General features: G+C 66.3%; 16 protein-coding genes, 1 tRNA gene and 1 pseudogene. 3 read left to right on the plus strand and 15 right to left on the minus strand.

The window, feature by feature from the left end:
• The 6 genes from FM104_RS08755 to FM104_RS08780 form a co-directional block, all read right to left on the minus strand.
• The gene (locus tag FM104_RS08755; protein ID WP_087131412.1) at nt 1–1,551 is read right to left on the minus strand and encodes an FAD-dependent oxidoreductase; all 1,551 of its coding nucleotides are present in this window, start codon (nt 1,549–1,551) and stop codon (nt 1–3) included.
• A gap of 49 nt (nt 1,552–1,600) precedes the next feature.
• A complete protein-coding gene (locus FM104_RS08760; RefSeq protein ID WP_087131415.1) occupies nt 1,601–2,449 on the minus strand; it encodes an FAD:protein FMN transferase in 849 nt (282 codons plus the stop codon).
• 15 nt (nt 2,450–2,464) lie between these two features.
• Nucleotides 2,465–2,977: an FMN-binding protein gene (locus FM104_RS08765; protein WP_143738304.1), complete on the minus strand. Its 513-nt coding sequence runs from the start codon at nt 2,975–2,977 to the stop codon at nt 2,465–2,467.
• 53 nt (nt 2,978–3,030) lie between these two features.
• Nucleotides 3,031–4,065 carry a ribose-phosphate diphosphokinase gene (locus FM104_RS08770; RefSeq protein ID WP_087131418.1) on the minus strand — a complete coding sequence of 345 codons (1,035 nt, stop codon included), beginning with the start codon at nt 4,063–4,065 and terminating at the stop codon, nt 3,031–3,033.
• 9 nt (nt 4,066–4,074) lie between these two features.
• Entirely contained in the window at nt 4,075–5,505 is a 1,431-nt protein-coding gene (glmU, locus tag FM104_RS08775; protein WP_087131421.1) for a bifunctional UDP-N-acetylglucosamine diphosphorylase/glucosamine-1-phosphate N-acetyltransferase GlmU, read from the minus strand.
• Nucleotide 5,506: 1 nt separating this feature from the next.
• Nucleotides 5,507–5,578, minus strand: a tRNA-Gln gene (locus tag FM104_RS08780).
• A 91-nt stretch (nt 5,579–5,669) separates the two neighbouring features.
• Between FM104_RS08780 and FM104_RS08785 the strand changes: the two genes are divergently transcribed.
• Together FM104_RS08785 and FM104_RS08790 are read left to right on the plus strand one after the other, a co-directional pair.
• Nucleotides 5,670–6,164, plus strand: a complete 495-nt coding sequence (locus FM104_RS08785) for a MarR family winged helix-turn-helix transcriptional regulator (protein ID WP_087131424.1) — start codon at nt 5,670–5,672, stop codon at nt 6,162–6,164.
• A gap of 39 nt (nt 6,165–6,203) precedes the next feature.
• Nucleotides 6,204–7,148, plus strand: a complete 945-nt coding sequence (locus FM104_RS08790) for a pseudouridine synthase (protein ID WP_218778567.1) — start codon at nt 6,204–6,206, stop codon at nt 7,146–7,148.
• Here FM104_RS08790 and FM104_RS08795 read toward each other — a convergent pair.
• The 7 genes from FM104_RS08795 to FM104_RS08825 form a co-directional block, all read right to left on the minus strand.
• Nucleotides 7,135–7,794 carry a methionine ABC transporter permease gene (locus tag FM104_RS08795; RefSeq protein WP_087131429.1) on the minus strand — a complete coding sequence of 220 codons (660 nt, stop codon included), beginning with the start codon at nt 7,792–7,794 and terminating at the stop codon, nt 7,135–7,137. The genes FM104_RS08790 and FM104_RS08795 overlap by 14 nt on opposite strands.
• A complete protein-coding gene (locus FM104_RS08800) occupies nt 7,794–8,855 on the minus strand; it encodes a methionine ABC transporter ATP-binding protein (RefSeq protein WP_087131431.1) in 1,062 nt (353 codons plus the stop codon). Before FM104_RS08800 ends, FM104_RS08795 begins: the two co-directional genes overlap by 1 nt.
• Before the next feature lie 83 nt (nt 8,856–8,938).
• Nucleotides 8,939–9,844 (minus strand): MetQ/NlpA family ABC transporter substrate-binding protein, encoded by a 906-nt coding sequence (locus tag FM104_RS08805; RefSeq protein ID WP_087131434.1) that lies wholly within the window; start codon nt 9,842–9,844, stop codon nt 8,939–8,941.
• A gap of 96 nt (nt 9,845–9,940) precedes the next feature.
• Nucleotides 9,941–10,864, minus strand: coding sequence for a quinone oxidoreductase family protein (locus FM104_RS08810; protein ID WP_218778565.1), 924 nt, complete (start codon nt 10,862–10,864; stop codon nt 9,941–9,943).
• 31 nt (nt 10,865–10,895) lie between these two features.
• Complete coding sequence (locus tag FM104_RS08815; protein WP_087131439.1) at nt 10,896–12,464, minus strand: MDR family MFS transporter; 1,569 nt, start codon at nt 12,462–12,464, stop codon at nt 10,896–10,898.
• Nucleotides 12,461–12,973: a MarR family winged helix-turn-helix transcriptional regulator gene (locus FM104_RS08820; protein WP_087131443.1), complete on the minus strand. Its 513-nt coding sequence runs from the start codon at nt 12,971–12,973 to the stop codon at nt 12,461–12,463. The genes FM104_RS08815 and FM104_RS08820 overlap by 4 nt, the downstream gene beginning before the upstream one ends.
• Nucleotides 12,974–13,059: 86 nt before the next feature.
• A complete protein-coding gene (locus tag FM104_RS08825) occupies nt 13,060–14,889 on the minus strand; it encodes an ABC-F family ATP-binding cassette domain-containing protein (RefSeq protein ID WP_087131446.1) in 1,830 nt (609 codons plus the stop codon).
• A gap of 143 nt (nt 14,890–15,032) precedes the next feature.
• Between FM104_RS08825 and FM104_RS16890 the strand changes: the two are divergent.
• Nucleotides 15,033–15,542, plus strand: a pseudogene (locus tag FM104_RS16890) (DUF998 domain-containing protein); the annotation flags it as partial.
• 344 nt (nt 15,543–15,886) lie between these two features.
• On the opposite strand, the gene FM104_RS08835 reads toward FM104_RS16890, so the two are convergent.
• Both FM104_RS08835 and mgrA read right to left on the minus strand, forming a co-directional pair.
• Entirely contained in the window at nt 15,887–16,819 is a 933-nt protein-coding gene (locus FM104_RS08835; RefSeq protein WP_087131449.1) for a 4-(cytidine 5'-diphospho)-2-C-methyl-D-erythritol kinase, read from the minus strand.
• Nucleotides 16,820–16,826: 7 nt separating this feature from the next.
• On the minus strand, nt 16,827–17,891 hold the full coding sequence (gene mgrA, locus FM104_RS08840) for an L-glyceraldehyde 3-phosphate reductase (RefSeq protein ID WP_087131452.1): 1,065 nt from the start codon (nt 17,889–17,891) through the stop codon (nt 16,827–16,829).
• Nucleotides 17,892–17,900 lie beyond the last annotated feature (9 nt).

The following is a 17,900-nucleotide window of genomic DNA, read 5'->3' on the forward strand; positions in this document are numbered from 1 at the left end:
TCAGTAGCCGGCGAAGGCGTCGGTGGTGAGACCGCGGGCCTTCTGCAGCGCCGGAGCCAGGTCGGCGATGAGTCGCGGCGGTCCGGAGATGAACGCATGTCTGCGACCGAGGTCGCCCACGACGCGCTCCAGGCCCTCTGCGTCCAGCCGGATGCCGCGCGCCCATGTCCAGTGCTCGGGCAGGTCTGCCGGTTCATCCCGCGTGAAGACGACCGTCCGCACGCCTGTCGCTTCGAGCTCTGCGCGGAAGGCGAGCTCTGCCGCCTCCGCGGCCACGTAGACGAGCACCGCATCGCGCGCAGCGCCGGTGGCCTGCAGCTGTCGCAGCTGTGACACGAACGGGGTCACGCCGATGCCGGCGGCGACCATGAGCACCGGCGCACCGGCGCGAGGCAGCACGAAGTCGCCCCACGTGCCCGTGACCGCGAGTACTGCACCTGGCTCGGCCGCCTTGAGCGCTCGCTTATAGCTGGAGGGATGCTTCTGATCGCCGTCCTTGTAGGCGATGCGCAGCGTCGGCAGGTCGGCGGGCGCCGAGACGATGCTGAATTCGCGGCGCGTGCCACGGGCATCCGGGTTGCGGTGCGGCACCTCGAGCTCGAGGTACTGGCCGGCGACGAACCGCAGCCGCCCCTTCGTGCGGAAGGTGAGCTCCTGCGCGGTGGGTGTGACGAATTGGCGCTTCTCCAGCACGAGTCGCACCGACCCGCGCAGCGCGAACGCGAATGCCAGCAGGTTGCCGATCAGCAGCGCGCGCTCCTGCCCGAGAGTGAAAGCGCCCGCGATGCTGATCGGCCAGCCGGCCAGCACACCGACGAGACCGGCGACGCTGAACTGCTGCCAGCGGCGCGGGGGCAGGGTCAGCGGCTCGGAGAGCATGAAGATGCCGAGGAACAGGTATGGCGATTGCGACAGGGCGGCGAGCACAGCATCCGGCATCGCGAAGGCCAACCCGGCCGCCTGTGCCTGCATCGACTGGCGCACCACAGACACGCCCGTCACGACGAGCAGAAAGACGAGGACCACGCGCACTTTCTCGGTGCGCCACAGCACGATCAGCCCCAGCACCGCGACCGGCACGGACATCGCGGGCGTACCGACCCACCAGGAAGCGAACGAACCGAGCCCCGCCACGGTGACCACGGCCGCGCCGAAGGCGGCGGGGTTGAGAACGTGGCGTCCCTGCCAGGCGAGAAGGTACTTCGACCCGCTGGCGAGCGCACCGGCGAGCGCGTTGCCCGCGAGGCCCTCGACCGTGAGCGTCGGCTGCATCACGAACAGCAGGATCAAGGCAGTGACGAGCGAGGATTCGATGCGCCACGGCAGCCGGAGGATGCGCTGTGCGACGGCATCCACCGTCGAGATCACGACGGCGAGCACCCCGAACGAGGCGAGGATCTCCGTCGCCGAGGGCCCCACCAATCCGACGAACGAGAACCCGATGGCGGCCACCGCCAGCGCGAGAAGAGCGAACAGGACGAGCCGGTACATCGAGATGGCACCGAGCACAGCGAGCACGCGCTGGCGAAGGGCCGTGAAAGTGGTGATCACACCCTCTACTCTTCCGCATTTTCGAACACGTCGGCCGCGCGAACCGACATCACAGGAACAGCTCGCCGGGGAATCCGCGTGATCGCTCCGCACGTCCGTCCGTACTCATCCGCAGCCACTGCACTCCCCAATCATCGGCGAGCACGGCGCCCCCATCGAAGAAGAGCGCGGTGGCGATGGCATCCGCGATCATCGCCTCATCGGCGATCGCCCAGGTCGCAGCGCAGGTGCGAACCGGCTCCCCCGAGCGTGCGTCGAGCACGTGGTGCAGCCCGTCGCCCCACGCGCGCCGGTTGATCGCGGAGGCGCAGAGCGCCTGGTCTGCGATCTCGACGACCCCGATGGCCGAGGTGGCATCGTACGGATGCTCAAGCGCCACCCGGGTCGCACCCCGACGCACTCGCAGGTCGCCGCTGGCATCGACGACGATGCGGCCGGGAATCTCACCCAGCTCATTCATGACCAAATCCACCAGGCGGCCCTTGCCGAGAGCGCCGACGTCGATCACGGCGGGTTCGAGCAGGGTGAGTTCGGATGCTGTCCAGCGCAGCATCCGCTCCCATTCGGCAGGCGCCTCTCGCTGTGTCGTCGCGTGCAGTGACAGCGCGGCGTCGTAGCCGAGTGCTTCCAGGCCCGCGCCTACCAGCGGGTTCACCGCGCCTCCGGTGGCGTCGCTGAGCGCACGGTAGACGTCGAGCATGGCGCTTGCATCGGCCGGCGCGCTGACTGCTCCGCCCGCGGTCCGCAGCGCGGATACGACCGAATCCGGGCGAAAACGCGACCACTCGCTATCGAAGCGATCGATGGTGTTCGTCACCGCGGCTGCGGCGTCGTCAGAAAGCGGCTGCGCCGTCTCGATCTCCCAGCGGGTGCCGATCGCGTCGAACCGCCATACCATCACGCGACAGTCACCTCAATCGGCGACTGCGCCGTCCTCGAGAACGGCCTGGTCTTTGATGACGGCCTGGTCCTCGAGAACGGCCTGGTCTTTGACGACGGCCTGGTCTTTGATGCCGACGACCGCCTGATTGAAGCCGCCACTGGTCAGCGACGAGCCGGCGACGCGATCCACGTCCAGCTCGTCGAGCTTCTTGCCGACCACGATGTCGGAGACACCGGCGATGAACTGCCCCTGGTAGCGGGTCGTCTCCGGCGCGATCGGGTCGCCGATGATCTCGACGCCGGTGACCGTGTCGTCGGCGAGTGTGAGAGTCACCGAGATCTTCTCGATCGTCTCGGGAGTCTGATAGGCACCCTCAGCCGTGTAGGTGCCGTCGGCGTAGGGCGCGGTGGCGTCTGTCGATGTCGGCGACGGATCGGCCTTCGCTGTGCCCGCCTCCGCAGAGCCGGAGCACCCGGCGAGGAGCACGGCCCCCGCCACGCCGACGAAGGCGATGCCGGTGCGGCCGGCGGTGTTCGAGGTCATGCGTCCAGCATGCGATATCCGGCTATGACGGTCCCGCATGCGGGTCTGGGGCGTCAGGCGTCTCCGCCGAACATGCTGGTGACCGAGCCGTCCTCGAAGACCTGCTTGATCGCCGCCGCGAGCAGCGGTGCAATCGGCAGGATGGTGAGCCCATCCCAGCGTCGTGACTCGGTGAGCGGAATCGTATCGGTGATGACGACCTGGTCGATCGACTCGTCTTGCAGTCGCTCGGATGCCGGATCGCTGAAGATGGCATGGGTCGCGGCGACGATGACCTTGCGAGCGCCGTTCGCCTTCAGGGCTTGCGCCGCCTTGACGATGGTGCCGCCGGTGTCGATCATGTCATCGACGAGCAGACACGTGCGGCCGTCGACGGCGCCGACGATCTCGTGCACCGAGACCTGGTTCGCGACCTTCGGGTCACGGCGCTTGTGGATGATCGCCAGGGGCGCCCCCAGGCTGTCCGACCATGTGTCCGCGACGCGGACGCGCCCCATATCGGGCGACACGATGGTCAGCGTCTCGCGGTCTTCGGCCGTCATCGTGCCGACGAAGTGCTCGAGCAGCACGGGCTTGGCGAACAGATGGTCGACGGGCCCGTCGAAGAAGCCCTGGATCTGCGCAGCGTGCAGATCAACGCTCATGATCCGGTCAGCGCCGGCGACCTTGAGCATGTCGGCGATGAGGCGCGCGGAGATCGGCTCTCGGCCCCGACCCTTCTTGTCCTGACGCGAATACGGGTAGTACGGGGCGACGAGGGTGACGCGCTTGGCCGACGCGCGCTTGGCGGCGTCGAGCATGATGAGCGTCTCCATGAGCCACTCGTTCACCGGCTCGCCGAACGACTGCACGATGAACAGGTCGCAGCCACGGATCGAGACCTCGAAGCGGGCGTAGATCTCACCCGATGCGAACGTGCGGTGCTCGACCGGCGCAATCTCCTGGCCCAGCGCCGCAGCCACCGCGGCGGTCAACTCAGGGTGCGAGCGCCCGCCCGCGACGACGAGACGCTTCTTGGTCTTCGCGGTGAGCCCGGGGGCGACCCCGTTCTCCCGATCCAGTGCAGCCTTCTTCTTCTTCTGACCCATGCGACTCGCCTATTCCGCCGATCGTTCTCTGGCAGCAGCATCGGCTGCTCCCGTGCCTGCTCTGTTCTTCTCAACCCACCCGACGATGTTCCGCTGAGGGGCGACGCTCATGGCCAGCGCGCCAGCGGGTACGTCCTTGCGGACGACGGCGCCAGCACCGGTCTTCGCACCTGCTCCCAGCTTAACGGGAGCGACGAGCACCGTGTGCGATCCGGTGTGCGCTTCGTCTCCGATCTCGGTGCGGTGCTTATGCACATCGTCGTAGTTCGCGGTGATCGTGCTCGCGCCCAGGTTGACGTTGCGGCCAATTGTGGCATCCCCCACATACGACAGATGCGGCACCTTGCTGCCCTCGCCGATCTGCGTGTTCTTCGTCTCGACGTAGGCGCCGATCTTGCCGCCCGCGCCGAGCACGGTGCCCGGACGCAGGAAGGAGAACGGTCCGACAGTGGCGTTCGCGCCGATCACGGCGAGATTCGCGTCGCTGCGACGCACCACGGCATCTGCACCGACCTCGCAGTCGACCAGGGTCGTGTCGGGTCCGACGGTGGCACCCGCGGCGATGACCGTGGCGCGCAGGATCTGCGTGTTGGGCAGGATCGTGACGTCCGGCGCGAGCTTCGCGTCATCGTCGATCCAGGTCGTGGCGGGGTCGATGATCGTGACGCCCTCGCGCTGCCAGTGGCGCACGATGCGCTGGTTGAGCACACGTCCGGCCTCGGCGAGCTGGGCGCGGTCGTTGACGCCGAAGGTGGATGCCACGTCGTTCGCGAGTTCGGCTGCGACCGGCTCTGCCGCGCCGCGGAGCAGCCCGATGACATCGGTGAGGTACATCTCGCCCTGCGCGTTGTGCTGGTCGACCCGGGCGAGGAAGACCCGCAGCGGGGCGGCGCGGAACACATAGACGCCGGCATTGATCTCGGTGACCGCGGCCTCGTCGGCCGTGGCATCCTTCTGCTCGACGATGCGCTCCACGATGCCGTCCGCACCGCGGATCACGCGGCCGTAGCCGGTCGGATCGTCGACGTGGGCGCTGAGCACGGTGGCTGCGGCGGATGCTGCGCGGTGCCCGGCGATCAGCGCTTCGAGCGTGTCGCTCTGCAGCAGCGGCACATCGCCGGACAGCACCAGCACGTCGCCGTCGAAGTCGGCGGGGAGGGCGTCGAGTGCGACCTGAACGGCGCGGCCGGTGCCGGGGATCTCGTCCTGGTCGACGACGACAGCATCCGGATACTGGTCTACGAGCGCCGCGATCACCTGGTCGCGTTCGTGCCGGACGACGACCTCGATGTGCTGGGCGCCCAGCGCACGCGCGGTGGCGAGCACGTGGCCGACGAGCGGCCGCCCGCCGATCTCATGCAGCACCTTCGGCAGGCGGGACTTCATGCGAGTGCCCTGCCCTGCGGCGAGGACGATGATGGCGAGCGCGTTCTCCGACATGCTCCGCCGCCAGGACTCGAACCTGGACTTAACAGCTCCAAAGGCTGTCGTGCTGCCATTACACTACGGCGGACCGAGCAGCACTTGGTGCCGCCACCAGATAAGTCTGCCATGTCTCGGCTGGCAGACTTCGCGCGAGAACGCTGGCGCGGGATAATGAATGCATGAGCGAGGCGGATGAGGTCGACAGGATCGTCGGCGCCTGGAACACCCAGCGCCCCGATCTGGACTTCTCACCCCTCGAGGTGCTGTCGCGGATGGATCGTCTTTCGCGCCACCTCGATCGCGCCCGTCGGGAGGTCTTCCACCGCAGCGACATCGAGCCGTGGGAGTGGGATGTGCTCTCGGCCCTGCGCCGGGCGGGGGCGCCGTTCCGGCTCTCGCCGAAGCAGCTCCTGCAGCAGACGCTGGTCTCCAGCGGCACGATGACCAATCGAATCGATCGGCTCGTCGGGCGCCGTTTCGTGCGCCGAGAAGCCGATCCCGGTGATGGCCGCAGCGTGCAGGTGATCCTCACCGATGACGGGCAGATCCGCGTGGATGCCGCGATCACCCGACTCGTCGACGCGGAGGCCGAGCTGCTTCAGGCGCTCCCCCGTGCGGACCGCGACCGTCTGGCCGGTCTGCTGCGCAAACTGAGCCTGAGCTTCGATTCATGATGGGCGCGGGCATCTGATGGCGATGGCTTTCTGATGGCGATGATCTCTCCGCTGCCCGTGCGCGACGGTGTCGGCGCGACGCGACTGCATCTGCCGATGACCGGGCCGTGGGCGACTGTCGGCGACTATATGGCCGAGCGCTTCTTCCACCTGAGCCCGGAACTGCTCTTCGCGCGCTTCGACCGCAGCGAGATCATCGCGCTCGACGGCACGGCGCTGACCCGCGAGACCCCGCTGGGGGCGCACGAGTTCATCTGGTACTACCGCGAGCCGGCGGTGGAGCGGGAGATCCCCTTCGACGTGCAGGTGCTGTACCAGGATCGGGATCTCGTGGTGGCCGACAAGCCGCACTTCCTGCCGACGACGCCCGGCGGCAAGTACCTGCAGAACTCCGCCCTGGTGCGGCTGCGCAGACAGCTCGATCTCCCCGAGCTCGCGCCGATCCATCGCCTGGATCGCGCGACAGCAGGCCTGGTGATGTTCACGGTGCGACCTGAGGTCCGCGGCGCGTACCAGTTACTCTTCGAGCGTCGCGAGGTCGAGAAGGTGTACGAGGCCGTCTCACCGCTGCCGGACGAGTGGGATGCGGCATCCCCCGCCCTGGCTGGCGAACCGTTTCCGATCGTCTACCGCAACCACATCGAGAAGCTGCGTGGAAACGTATGCGTGCGAGCGGATGCCGAACGCGAGCCCAATTCCGAGACGCTCGTCGAGCTGATCGATGCCGACGACCGTGTGATGCACACGCTGCTACGTCCACATTCCGGCAAGATGCACCAGCTGCGCGTGCACCTCGCGGCCCTCGGCGCCGGAATCCTCAACGACAGCTTCTACCCCGAGCTGCTGCCCGAGGCGCCGGACAACTTCGGGAAACCACTGCAGCTGCTGGCACGGGAACTGAGGTTCATCGACCCGCTGAGCGGTGCGCCGAGAGACTTCGCGACGCACCGCACGCTGCAGGAGGCTCCTGCTAGCGCCGCATGATCACGCGGGCGAGCTTGGTGCCCAGCAGCTGGATGAGGTGCACGAACACGACGATCAGGATGATGGCCGCCCACATCACGACAGGCTCGAACTTGCGGAAGCCGTAGATCTGCGCAAACGCGCCCAGTCCGCCGCCGCCGACCACACCGGCCATCGCTGTCATATCGATCAGTGCGACCACGATGAAGGTGTAGCCGAGGATAAGAGGCCCCAGCGACTCGGGGATCGCGACCGTGAAGAGAATGCGCCATGGTCCTGCACCCATGGACCGGGCAGCCTCGATAACGCCGGGTGAGACCGAGACCAGGTGCTGCTCGACGATGCGGCCGATAGCGAAGGCCGCGGCGATGCCGATCGCGAAAGCGCCGGCGGTGGTGCCGATTCCAATCCCGACCACCTCGCGGGTGACTGGCTGAAGCACGAAGATGAAGATCACGAACGGGATTGGACGGAAGAAGTTCACCAGCAGCTCGAGCAGCCCGTTCACCGCACGGTTGTGCAGCAGACTGCCGGGGCGGGTCACGTACAGGCCGACACCGATGACCGTGCCCAGAATGCCGCCGAGCACCAGGGCGAACGACGTCATGTACAGCGTCTCGAGGGCGGCCCGCCAGAACTCGGGCCACAGCTCATTGAGGCGATCCATCAGCGGGTTCCCTCCTGGTCGATGCTCGTGTCGAGACCGAGCTCGGTGACCGTCGTGTGGGCGCCGATCTGCTGCAGGACCGCGTCTACCGCGGCATCCGTCCCTCGGATCGCGAGCGTGAGGTGACCGAAGGCGCGGCCGCGGATGTCGTTGATGCCGCCGAAGACGAGCTCGAACTGCACGCCCGCCTGGGCGAGATCGAGGAGGACCTGCGCCTGGGACGAGTCGCCGTCGCGGAATGAGAACGTGGCCAGGCGGCCATCGTGCCGCGCGCGCAGCGCGGCACTCTCGGCGGGCGAGGGGACGCCCTTGATGATCGTGCCGACGAAGCGTTGAGAGGCCGGATGCTGCGGATTGGAGAAGACGTCGAAGACGTCGCCCCGCTCGATCACCCGGCCGTTCTCCATCACGGCGACCGTGGTGGCGATGGTCTGGATGACGTCCATCTCGTGCGTGATCACGATGATCGTCACGCCCTGCTCTTCATTGACTCGCTTGAGCAGTGCGAGCACTTCGTGCGTGGTCTGAGGGTCGAGGGCGCTGGTCGCCTCGTCGGCGAGCAGAATGGCGGGGCGGGGTGCGAGTGCGCGTGCGATTCCGACGCGCTGCTTCTGACCGCCGGAGAGCTGCTCCGGATATGCCTTCGCCTTGTCAGCGAGCCCCACGAAGGCCAGCAGTTCGGCGACGCGCTCATCGATCTCGGCTTTCGACCAGCCGGCGAGCTTGAGCGGGTAGGCGATGTTGGCCTTGACCGTCTTCGAGGCGAACAGGTTGAACTGCTGGAAGATCATCCCGATGCCGCCGCGCACTCCGCGCAGCTCGCGCTCCGAAAGCTTCGTGATGTCGACGCCGTCGACGAGGATGGAACCTCCCGTAGCGGGCTCCAGCGCGTTGATGAGCCGGACGAGGGTCGATTTGCCGGCACCGGAGTAGCCGATGATGCCGAAGACATCTCCGCGCTCGACCTCCAGCGACACGGTGTCGACCGCGGTCACGGAACTGGCTCCCTTGGCAGTCGGCGGGTACGTCTTCGTGACGTCGGTGAGGGCCACGATGGGCATGGTGTATCTCTCTGTGGGCGTCGGAATCGGGCGGCGCGGAAGGCGCAGCGCCCGATTCACCTCGCAATCTGCTGCGCGGGCTATCAGCCCTGCGCTTCGGTGTCCTTCTCGACCTTCTTCAACGAGGCCTCCAGGTCGGCAACCGGCGTCTTCAGCGAGACGATCGTGTTGCCGGATGCCTCGGCGAGCCCCTTCTGCACGGCGTCGTCGTTCTGGAAGATGTCGACGAGCGTGAGGTAGGTCTCGTTGTCCTTGTCGGAGGCCCGCGCGGCGAAGATGTTCACGTACGGCAGCGCGTTCGCGTCGGAAGGGTCATCCTGCGCGATGGCGTCTTCGAACTTCAGCCCCGCCTGGGTGACGAAGTCGTTGTTGATGATCGCGGCAGCCGCATCGGGCAGCGAATTGGGGATCAGCGCTGCCTCGAGCGCGGTGACCTTGACCTTGGATTTCGCCTCGTCGATATCGGCGAGGTCGGAGAAGATCGTGCCGCCGCTCTTCAGCTCGATGAGCCCGGCGGACTGCAGCACGAGCAGCGCGCGCGCCTGGTTGGAGGCATCATCAGGAACGAGAACGGTCTCGCCCTTCTTGATGTCCTTGACGTCGTCGACCTTCTGCGAGTACAGGCCCAGAGGGTAGATGCCGGTGGAGCCGATCGGCACGAGGTCCTCACCCGAGGCGACGTTGTAGCCGGCCAGGTAGACGATGTGCTGGAACTGATTGAGGTCCAGCTCCGCTTCCGTGAGGGCGGGGTTGGGCTGCTCGTAAGAGGCGAAGTCGATCAGCTCGACGGTGATGCCCTCCTCCTTGGCCGCCTCGACGAAGGCGGGCCACTGCGGGTCGCTCTTTCCGACGACACCGATGCGGACGACAGGGTTCTCATTCTCGTCACCGCCGGCGGACACGGCGGGTGAAGACGCGCAGCCGGCGAGGGCGATGAGAAGCGGCACCGCGGCAAGCGCGGCGAGGAGGGAGGCAGTACGGCGTGACATTGCAGATCTTTCTTTCAGAAGGGGACTCCGCAACGGTAAGCGGGCCGCTCTGGGCGCGACCAATCAGGCGTCACACAAGGTCACAGCACGAGGGCGCTACGCACTCAGCGAGAGAACGATCTTTCCCCGCGCGCGTCGCGTCTGCACCTTCGCCAGCGCCCGATCAGCTTCGGCGAACGGGTAGACTTGCTCGATCTTGAGCGTGATCCTGTCGGTCATGATGTCGTCCATGAGCGCGTCCAGTTCAGAGCGCACGTCCGCACCGTAGGCGAGGCCGGTGACGTGCACGCCGCCTGCAGACTCGACCTGGTCTGCCGAGACCGTGACGACAGCACCGCCGCTCTTCACGACGCGCATGCTGCTCGCTGTCGTGTTCGGCTGAATCGCGATCGCACCGTCGACGCCGTCGGTGCTCCAGCGCAGCACGTCCTCGGACCAATCGGCCTCGTGATAATCGACAGCGAGGCGTGCGCCGAGTTCGATCAGGTAGTCATGATTCCTCGGCGACGCGGATGCTGCGACCGCCCACCCCCGCTGGTTCGCCAGTTGCACGGCGAACGTGCCCACCGCACCCGATGCGCCCGCGATGAAGAGACTGCCGTCGTCGGGGAGGTCGGTCAGCGCTCGCAGCGCACGCAGCGCGGTGTTCCCCGCCACCGGGACGGCCGCCGCCTGCTCGAACGTCATGGCGTCGGGCATCGGCAGGATCAGCGAATCGACCGAGATGACGGCATATTCCGCCCAGACGCCACCCTTGGGCTGCATCATGCTCACGAATGCGATGCGATCAGAGACCTTGTGCGAATCGACTCCGGCGCCGATCGCCTCCACGATGCCCGCCGCCTCGATTCCGATCGGAAAGGGAAATGCCATACCGCCGGGCAGAAAGTAGGAGTCGTGGATCCCCACCCCTACGGCCATGATCCGTACGAGGAGCTCACGCTCGCCGACCTGCGGCACCGCCACGCTCGCGAACTCCGGAGCGTGTGCTCCCGAACTCGCGAGCACGAAGGCATTCATCCGTTGCATGAGACTCTCGCTTTCGACCTCGTCAGTCCTTGGCTGCGCTGTCCGTCGCGGGCTGCGGCTGCATGCTCACCGTAGTGCGCAATGCCGTCTCCCGCGCGAACAGCACGGCGACGACGGCGATGACCGAGACCACCGCGGAGATGAGGAAGATGATTCCGAAGCCGTCGGCGTAGGCGTTGTGGATCACTTCCTGGATCGGCGTCGGCAGCGCCGACAGATCCAGACTGCTACCGCCGTCGAACTCTGCGGACGATCCCCCCGGCCCGCCCAGCTTCGCCAGCCGCTCCTTGATCTCGGTGGCGACCTGGCTTGTCAGAATCGCACCGAGGGCCGCGACGCCGACCGCTCCGCCGAGCGAGCGGAAGAACGCGATCGTGGCGGATGCGGAACCGATGTCGGCGACATCGACAGTGTTCTGCACGGCGAGAACAATGTTCTGAATGAACGTGCCGACTCCAGCGCCGGTGAGCGCCATGGACACAGCCACCCACACGTATCCCGTCGAGTGATCAACCATGCCCAGGCCCGCGAGACCTGCGATCATCAGGATGCCGCCCACGATCATGATCGGCTTCCATCGGCCGGTACGGGTCACGATGATTCCGCCGACCGTCGATGACAGCGTCTGGAAGATGACCATCGGGAGGATCACCAGTCCGGCATCGGTCGCCGAGAATCCCTTTCCGAGTTGGAAGTACTGGGTGAGGAAGACCGCCGGGCCGAACATGGCAACACCGACCGCAAGGCTCGCCACGATCATCAGCGCGGCAGTGTTGTTGCGCAGCAGTCGGATCGGCACGATGGGCTCCGGCACACGGAGTTCCACGAACACGGCGAGTGCTGCGACCACGATGAAGCCCCCGACGAACGCTGCGGATTCCCAGGAGACCCAGTCGTACATGTCTCCGGCGAACGTCAGCCACAGCATCGGCAGCGCGGCAGTGAGGGCGATCAGGACAGCACCGACGTAATCGATCGAGATCTTGCGGGGCGGGTTGGCGGGGAGCCGCAGCTTGAGTTGGATGACGACCAGTGCGACCAGCGCAAGCGGGATGCAGATGAAGTAGGTCCAGCGCCACCCCAGCGTGTCGGTGATGACACCGCCCAGAAGCGGGCCGGATACGGTCGCGATCCCCATCACGCCGCCCATGTATCCGGCATAGCGGCCGCGTTCCCGCGGAGAGATGATCGTTCCCATGATGGACTGCACCAGCGCCATCAGACCACCCATGGAGATGCCCTGGATGACTCGTGCGCCGAGCATCATCGGGATGGAGTTGGTGAACCCGGCGATCAGCGAACCGATGATGAACAGCACGATGGTGAGCTGCACCATCAGCTTCTTGTCGAAGAGGTCAGAGAGCTTGCCCCAGATCGGAGTGCTCACGGTCATCATGAGCAGGCTGGCCGTGATCACCCACGTGTACGCGCGCTGGCTGCCGTCCAGGTCGGCCATGATCGTCGGCAGCGCCGTCGAGACGATCGTGGTCGACAGCAGCGCGGTGAAGAGCGCCACCAGCAGGCCGGTCATCACCTGCATGACTTCCTTGCGTGGAAGTGCCTGCGGGTCTTTCGTGATGGTGTCAGTCATGCGCTGTGATTATCCCTCTCGTCGGATACGAGTACTTCGGTGAGCTGATCGAGGTTGGTATTGAGCCGCTGCAGAATGCGCAGTGCATCTTCCTTCTCCGCGGGAGTCCAGTCCTGCAGACCCGTCGCGAATCGCTCGGAGACGTATTGATAGCGCTGGGCGAGGTCTGCTCTCCCCTTCTCGGTGAGAGATATCACCGACGCTCGCCCGTCGGCCTGGTCGCTTCGACGCCGCACCAGTCCATCGTGCTCCAGCGTCTCCACGGCCCGCGAGACCACGGAAGTCGACATCACGAGCTGCTTCGCGATGTCGCTCACACGGGCATCGTCGCGGGTGAGACAGTGCAGAACGCCGACCTGCGTACCCGCGATCGCGTGACGACCCTGGTGCTGACCGGCGACGCGGAAGGCGCGCAGGGTATGCACCACTTCGAGCAGGATCATGCCCGCGTCTTTGGGCCCCACGGAGGCTTCGGCGAGTGTGCCGTCGTCGTTATAGTTGCTTGCCACAAGCAACTTGCTTATCGGAGTCCGACAGAAAGTCAACCGGTCGACGTGAGCAGCCGGTCGGCGTCAGCAGACGGTTCGAGGAAAGCTCAGCCCAGTTCTTCGCTCAGTTCGAACCAGCGCAGCTCGAGCCCTTCGACCTCATCCTGCTGCGCCTGAATCTTCTGCATCCGCTCCCCCAGGCCGGCGTAGTCGGCCTGATCGTGATCAGCGAGCGCGCGTTTTGCGCTGTCGATCTTCTGATTCAGCTTCTGCATCTTGCGCTCCAGCGCGGCGAGCTCCTTCTCGACCGCGCGACGCGCGGCACCGTCCAGCCCGGGCGTCGCGTCCGGCGCCGCAGCGGCGCTCGTCGTGCCGGCATGCGCGGCCGACTGCCCCCCTGCCTGCTCCAACGCTCGCAGTCGCAGGTACTCGTCGATACCGCCCGGGAGATGCCGAAGCCTGCCGCCCATCACCGCGTACTGCTGGTCGGTGACGCGCTCGACGAAGTAGCGATCGTGGCTCACGATGAGGAGCGTGCCCGGCCAGGAGTCCAGCAGATCTTCGATGGCCGCGAGCATATCCGTGTCCATGTCGTTGGTCGGCTCATCGAGGATCAGCACGTTCGGCTGATCCAGCAGCACGAGCAGCAGTTGCAGCCGACGCTGCTGACCACCCGAGAGCTCTTTGACCCGTGTCGACAGCTGCACCGAGGTGAACCCCAGCTGCTCGAGCAGCTGCCCGGGTGTGAGCTCCTGCGCCTTCGAGCCGGCGCCGAATGTGTAGGACGTGCGCAAACCGTTGATCACTGTGCGCACCGGGTCGTTCCAGTGCTGCTCCAGCTCATCGATTCGCTGAGTAAGCGTGCGCACCTGCACTGTCTTGCCGCGCTTGACTCGACCGCTGGTCGGCTCGACCGTGCCGGCGACGAGGCCGAGAAGCGTCGACTTGCCCGCTCCGTTGACGCCGAGGATGCCGGTGCGCTCACCCGGGGCGATCCGCCATTCGATGTCACGAAGCACGGCGCGCTCCGCGGTGGCTTCGGTGGCCGGGTAGGTGACACCGGCATCGAGCAGATCGACGACGTCCTTGCCCAGGCGGGAGACGGCGAGAGACTGCAGCGAGACCGTGTCGCGGATCGGCGGCACATCTTCGATCAGCGCGTTCGCCGCATCGATGCGGAACTTCGGCTTCGCTGTGCGAGCAGGGGCTCCGCGGCGCAGCCAGGCGAGCTCCTTGCGCGCCAGGTTCTGCCGCTTGGCTTCGGAGGCGGCCGCCATCCGGTCGCGCTCCACTCGCTGGAGGATGTATGCGGCGTACCCGCCTTCGAACGGCTCTACGGTGCGGTCGTGCACCTCCCAGGTGGCCGTGCAGATCTCATCGAGGAACCAGCGGTCGTGTGTGACGACGAGCAGCGCACCGGAGTTCTTGGCCCAGCGGGTCTTCAGGTGCCCGGCGAGCCAGGTGATCGCCTCGACATCCAGGTGGTTCGTCGGCTCGTCGAGCGCGATGATATCCCAGTCGCCGGTGAGCAGCTTCGCCAGCGCCACCCGCCGGCGCTGACCGCCGCTGAGGGATGACACAGAGGCTTCCCACTCCAGATCGGATACGAGCCCGGCGATGACATCTCGCACTTTCGCGTCGCCCGCCCACACGTACTCGGGGGTATCACCGACGACGGCGCTGGCCACAGTCAGAGAGTCATCGAGCGTATCGGCTTGGTCGAGGACGCCGATCGTCGTGCCCGAGCGCTTCGTGACGCGGCCGCCATCGGCTTCGCGAAGACCGGCGAGCATGCCCAGCAGACTGGATTTGCCGTCGCCGTTGCGGCCGACGATACCGATGCGATCGCCCTCCTCGACGCCGATCGTGACCGAGTTGAAGACGACCTTGGTGGGGTATTCGAGATGGAGGCCTTCGGCCCCGAGAAGATGTGCCATGTCCTACCCAGGCTAGCCGTATCGTGAGCTGGCAGTAGACTGGCTGTGACCAGCGGGTTTTCTGCATTTCCGCGGCAGATGCACGCTCGAGTGAGGGACTCCACTCGTCCACCAGCACCGGGCGTATGGCGACAGGACAGGCCATGAGCCCCTCATCAAGAGCCTCTTTGACTCTCACGGCCGGGATCATCCTGTGCGCCGGGATTCTCGGGGCGACGTTCACCACGACTGAAACCGAATGGTGGCGGCTGTACTTCAGCCAGCTCGGCACGACCGACGATCTGGCCAGCGCTCTGTTCAATGGCGGTCTGATCGTCGCCGGGGGAGTGATCGTTGCATCCGCCGTCACCATGCGGATCCGGCTGCTCAGTTTGTCAACGCTCCCCGAGGCGTCGCTCCGGGGCGCCGCTCACGTGACGCCCTTCTTCGTCACAACCCTTGGGATCAGCCTGGCGGCGATCGGCGTGTTCCCGCTCTCGGTAGACAAGACCGCACACGACAACGCCTCGATGACGATGCTCGGCTCGTTCGCCTGTCTGCTGGTCACGCACCGCGTGTTTCTGCGCTCGCTTTCGCGCATGCTCAGCATCCTCGCTGTGGTGTCGTGCATCGTGATGCTTGCGAGCATCGGCGCGATGACGCTGGGGCTGATCAACCTGACACTGTTCGAAGCGATCGGATTCACCGTCATCCTGACGTGGGTGCACCTCTTGGAGACACAGCTGAAAACGCTCTGCTCCGCGCCGATTCGCAAACACTCAGCAAAGTCTCAGCGATTTCTCGTGTCCCCCATATGGGGGACACGCCCGCGGGGCACTAGTGTCGATTCAGTAGCTGGGGCTACGAAGCTGAGCATCTGGGGTGCTCAGTCAAATTCCGTAGGTCAGAGCAGTCATTTTTCTCGTGGTTGCTTGCCCCTCTTGAGCACCGGTTGGGGAACCGGAAGGCTCGAGGGGGGCTGTCTGGCCGGGTGGGCGCCCCCGCGCGTGACGAACCTTCACAGCATGAGTTGCGCTCCGTGCACCGGCCCGTGCACATGCAGCGCCTCACGCCCCGTTGCGCGCAGCTCCTGCTGCAGCGCACGCGCGGCCTCCGGGTCGGCGCATAGAAATGCGATGGTCGGACCTGAGCCCGACACGATTCCGCTCAGAGCGCCGAGACGCACCCCGTCAGCGAGAGCCAGCTCGAGGTCGGGACGATCGAGCACAGCAGCGCGTTCGAGGTCGTTGTGCATGACGGGGGCGAGCTCGTGCGCGTCGCCTGCACGCAGCGCTTGCAGCACGCCGACGGGCACATCAAGTGAGAGCGGCGGATCCTCCGCCACAGCATCTCCGAAACCCCGCAGGCGATCCAGGCTCCGATAGATCTCCGGCGTTGACAGCCCCTGATCGCTGGTGACCAGCACCCAATCGAACCGCCCGCGAGCGAGTGCCGGTGTGAGCTCGTCACCCCGTCCTGCGCCGATGGCGGTGCCGCCATGCAGTGTGAACGGCACGTCGGCCCCCAGCCTGGCTGCCAGCTCGTGCAGCCCTCGAGAGCCGACGTCTGTGCCCCAGAGCGCATCGCAGGCGACGAGAGCCGCCGCAGCATCCGCCGAGCCGCCACCCATGCCACCCGCCACCGGAACGCCCTTGCGGATCACCAGGTGCACGCCCGCGTCGACGCCCGTCGCCTGCGCGAGCATCTTGGCAGCGCGCATGGCGAGGTTGCGGTCGTCGGTCGGCACGTCAGACACGTCGACGTCGCCGGTGACTTCCAGCGAGAAATCGTCTGAGGGATAGGCGTAGACGTCCTCGAACAGCGACACGGCCTGGAAGACGGTCGCCAGCGAATGATATCCGTCGTCGTGCGGGTGACCGACGCCCAGGTAGACGTTGATCTTGCCCGGGGCACGCACGTGCACGGCATCCGATCGGTACGCCATGCTCATGCGCCGCTCACAGATCCGACGAGACGGCCCACAGGTTCACATCGATGCCGTGCGAGAGCGCATCGATCGCCGTGAGCTCCTCTTCTGTGAACTCCGGTCCGTTCACTGCCGCGATGTTCTCATCGAGCTGCTCAGGACGAGAGGCGCCGATCAGCGCCGACGCGACCACCGGGTCACGCAGAGTCCACTGCAGCGCCAGCTGGGCGAGCGACTGTCCGCGCTCCGCCGCGATGTCGTTGAGACCGCGCAGCGTCTCCAGCCCTTCTTCCGATACCGGCCGATCAGGCAGCGACCCACGCTTCTGGGCGCGCTGCGCGGTGCCGTCGCCGAGGTACTTGTCGGTCAGCAGCCCCTGCGCGAGCGGCGTGAAGGCGATGGCTCCCATGCCGTCGCTGCGCAGCACGTCGGTGAGCCCGTCCTCGACCCAGCGGTTGAGGATCGAGTACGACGGCTGGTGGATCACCAGCGGTGTTCCGAGGTCCCGCGCGACCGCGAGCGCCGCCTCGGTGCGCTCGGCACTGTACGACGAGATTCCGACGTAGAGTGCCTTGCCCTGGCGGACGAGAGTGTCCAGCGCCCCGATGGTCTCCTCGATGGGGGTGACCGCATCGACGCGGTGCGAGTAGAAGAGGTCGACGTAGTCGAGCCCCATGCGGGTGAGCGACTGCTCGGCACTGGCCAAGATGTACTTGCGGCTGCCGAGGTCTCCGTACGGGCCGGGCCACATGTCCCAGCCGGCCTTCGATGAGATGATCAGCTCGTCGCGGTAGGGCGCGAAGTCCTCGGCGAAGATGCGCCCGAAGTTCTTCTCGGCCGAGCCATACGGCGGGCCGTAGTTGTTCGCCAGGTCGAAGTGGGTGATGCCGTTGTCGAAAGCGTGCCGCAGCAGCTCGCGCTGGTTATCGAGGGGAATGTTGTCGCCGAAGTTCCACCACAGCCCCAGCGAGATCGGCGGCAGATAAAGCCCGGATGTCCCCACCTGTCGGTAGGCGAACCGCTGGTAGCGGTCGGCGGCTGCCGCATAGGGGCGGTGGATCTCGGGAACGTCGGGGTTGAAGCGCGCATCAGTCACGATGCCAGG

This window comes from Microbacterium esteraromaticum, assembly GCF_900163815.1.
Taxonomy (GTDB): Bacteria; Actinomycetota; Actinomycetes; order Actinomycetales; family Microbacteriaceae; genus Microbacterium; species Microbacterium esteraromaticum_B.

Coding starts and splice junctions, on each gene's coding strand:
- glmU (WP_087131421.1), bottom strand. CDS start 5,505: ATGTCGGAGAACGCGCTCGCCATCATCGTCCTCGCCGCAGGGCAGGGC.
- FM104_RS08770 (WP_087131418.1), bottom strand. CDS start 4,065: ATGGGTCAGAAGAAGAAGAAGGCTGCACTGGATCGGGAGAACGGGGTC.
- FM104_RS08785 (WP_087131424.1), top strand. CDS start 5,670: ATGAGCGAGGCGGATGAGGTCGACAGGATCGTCGGCGCCTGGAACACC.
- FM104_RS08805 (WP_087131434.1), bottom strand. CDS start 9,844: ATGTCACGCCGTACTGCCTCCCTCCTCGCCGCGCTTGCCGCGGTGCCG.
- FM104_RS08790 (WP_218778567.1), top strand. CDS start 6,204: ATGATCTCTCCGCTGCCCGTGCGCGACGGTGTCGGCGCGACGCGACTG.
- FM104_RS08825 (WP_087131446.1), bottom strand. CDS start 14,889: ATGGCACATCTTCTCGGGGCCGAAGGCCTCCATCTCGAATACCCCACC.
- FM104_RS08800 (WP_087131431.1), bottom strand. CDS start 8,855: ATGCCCATCGTGGCCCTCACCGACGTCACGAAGACGTACCCGCCGACT.
- FM104_RS08765 (WP_143738304.1), bottom strand. CDS start 2,977: ATGACCTCGAACACCGCCGGCCGCACCGGCATCGCCTTCGTCGGCGTG.
- FM104_RS08810 (WP_218778565.1), bottom strand. CDS start 10,864: ATGAATGCCTTCGTGCTCGCGAGTTCGGGAGCACACGCTCCGGAGTTC.
- FM104_RS08795 (WP_087131429.1), bottom strand. CDS start 7,794: ATGGATCGCCTCAATGAGCTGTGGCCCGAGTTCTGGCGGGCCGCCCTC.
- FM104_RS08815 (WP_087131439.1), bottom strand. CDS start 12,464: ATGACTGACACCATCACGAAAGACCCGCAGGCACTTCCACGCAAGGAA.
- FM104_RS08760 (WP_087131415.1), bottom strand. CDS start 2,449: ATGGTATGGCGGTTCGACGCGATCGGCACCCGCTGGGAGATCGAGACG.
- FM104_RS08835 (WP_087131449.1), bottom strand. CDS start 16,819: ATGAGCATGGCGTACCGATCGGATGCCGTGCACGTGCGTGCCCCGGGC.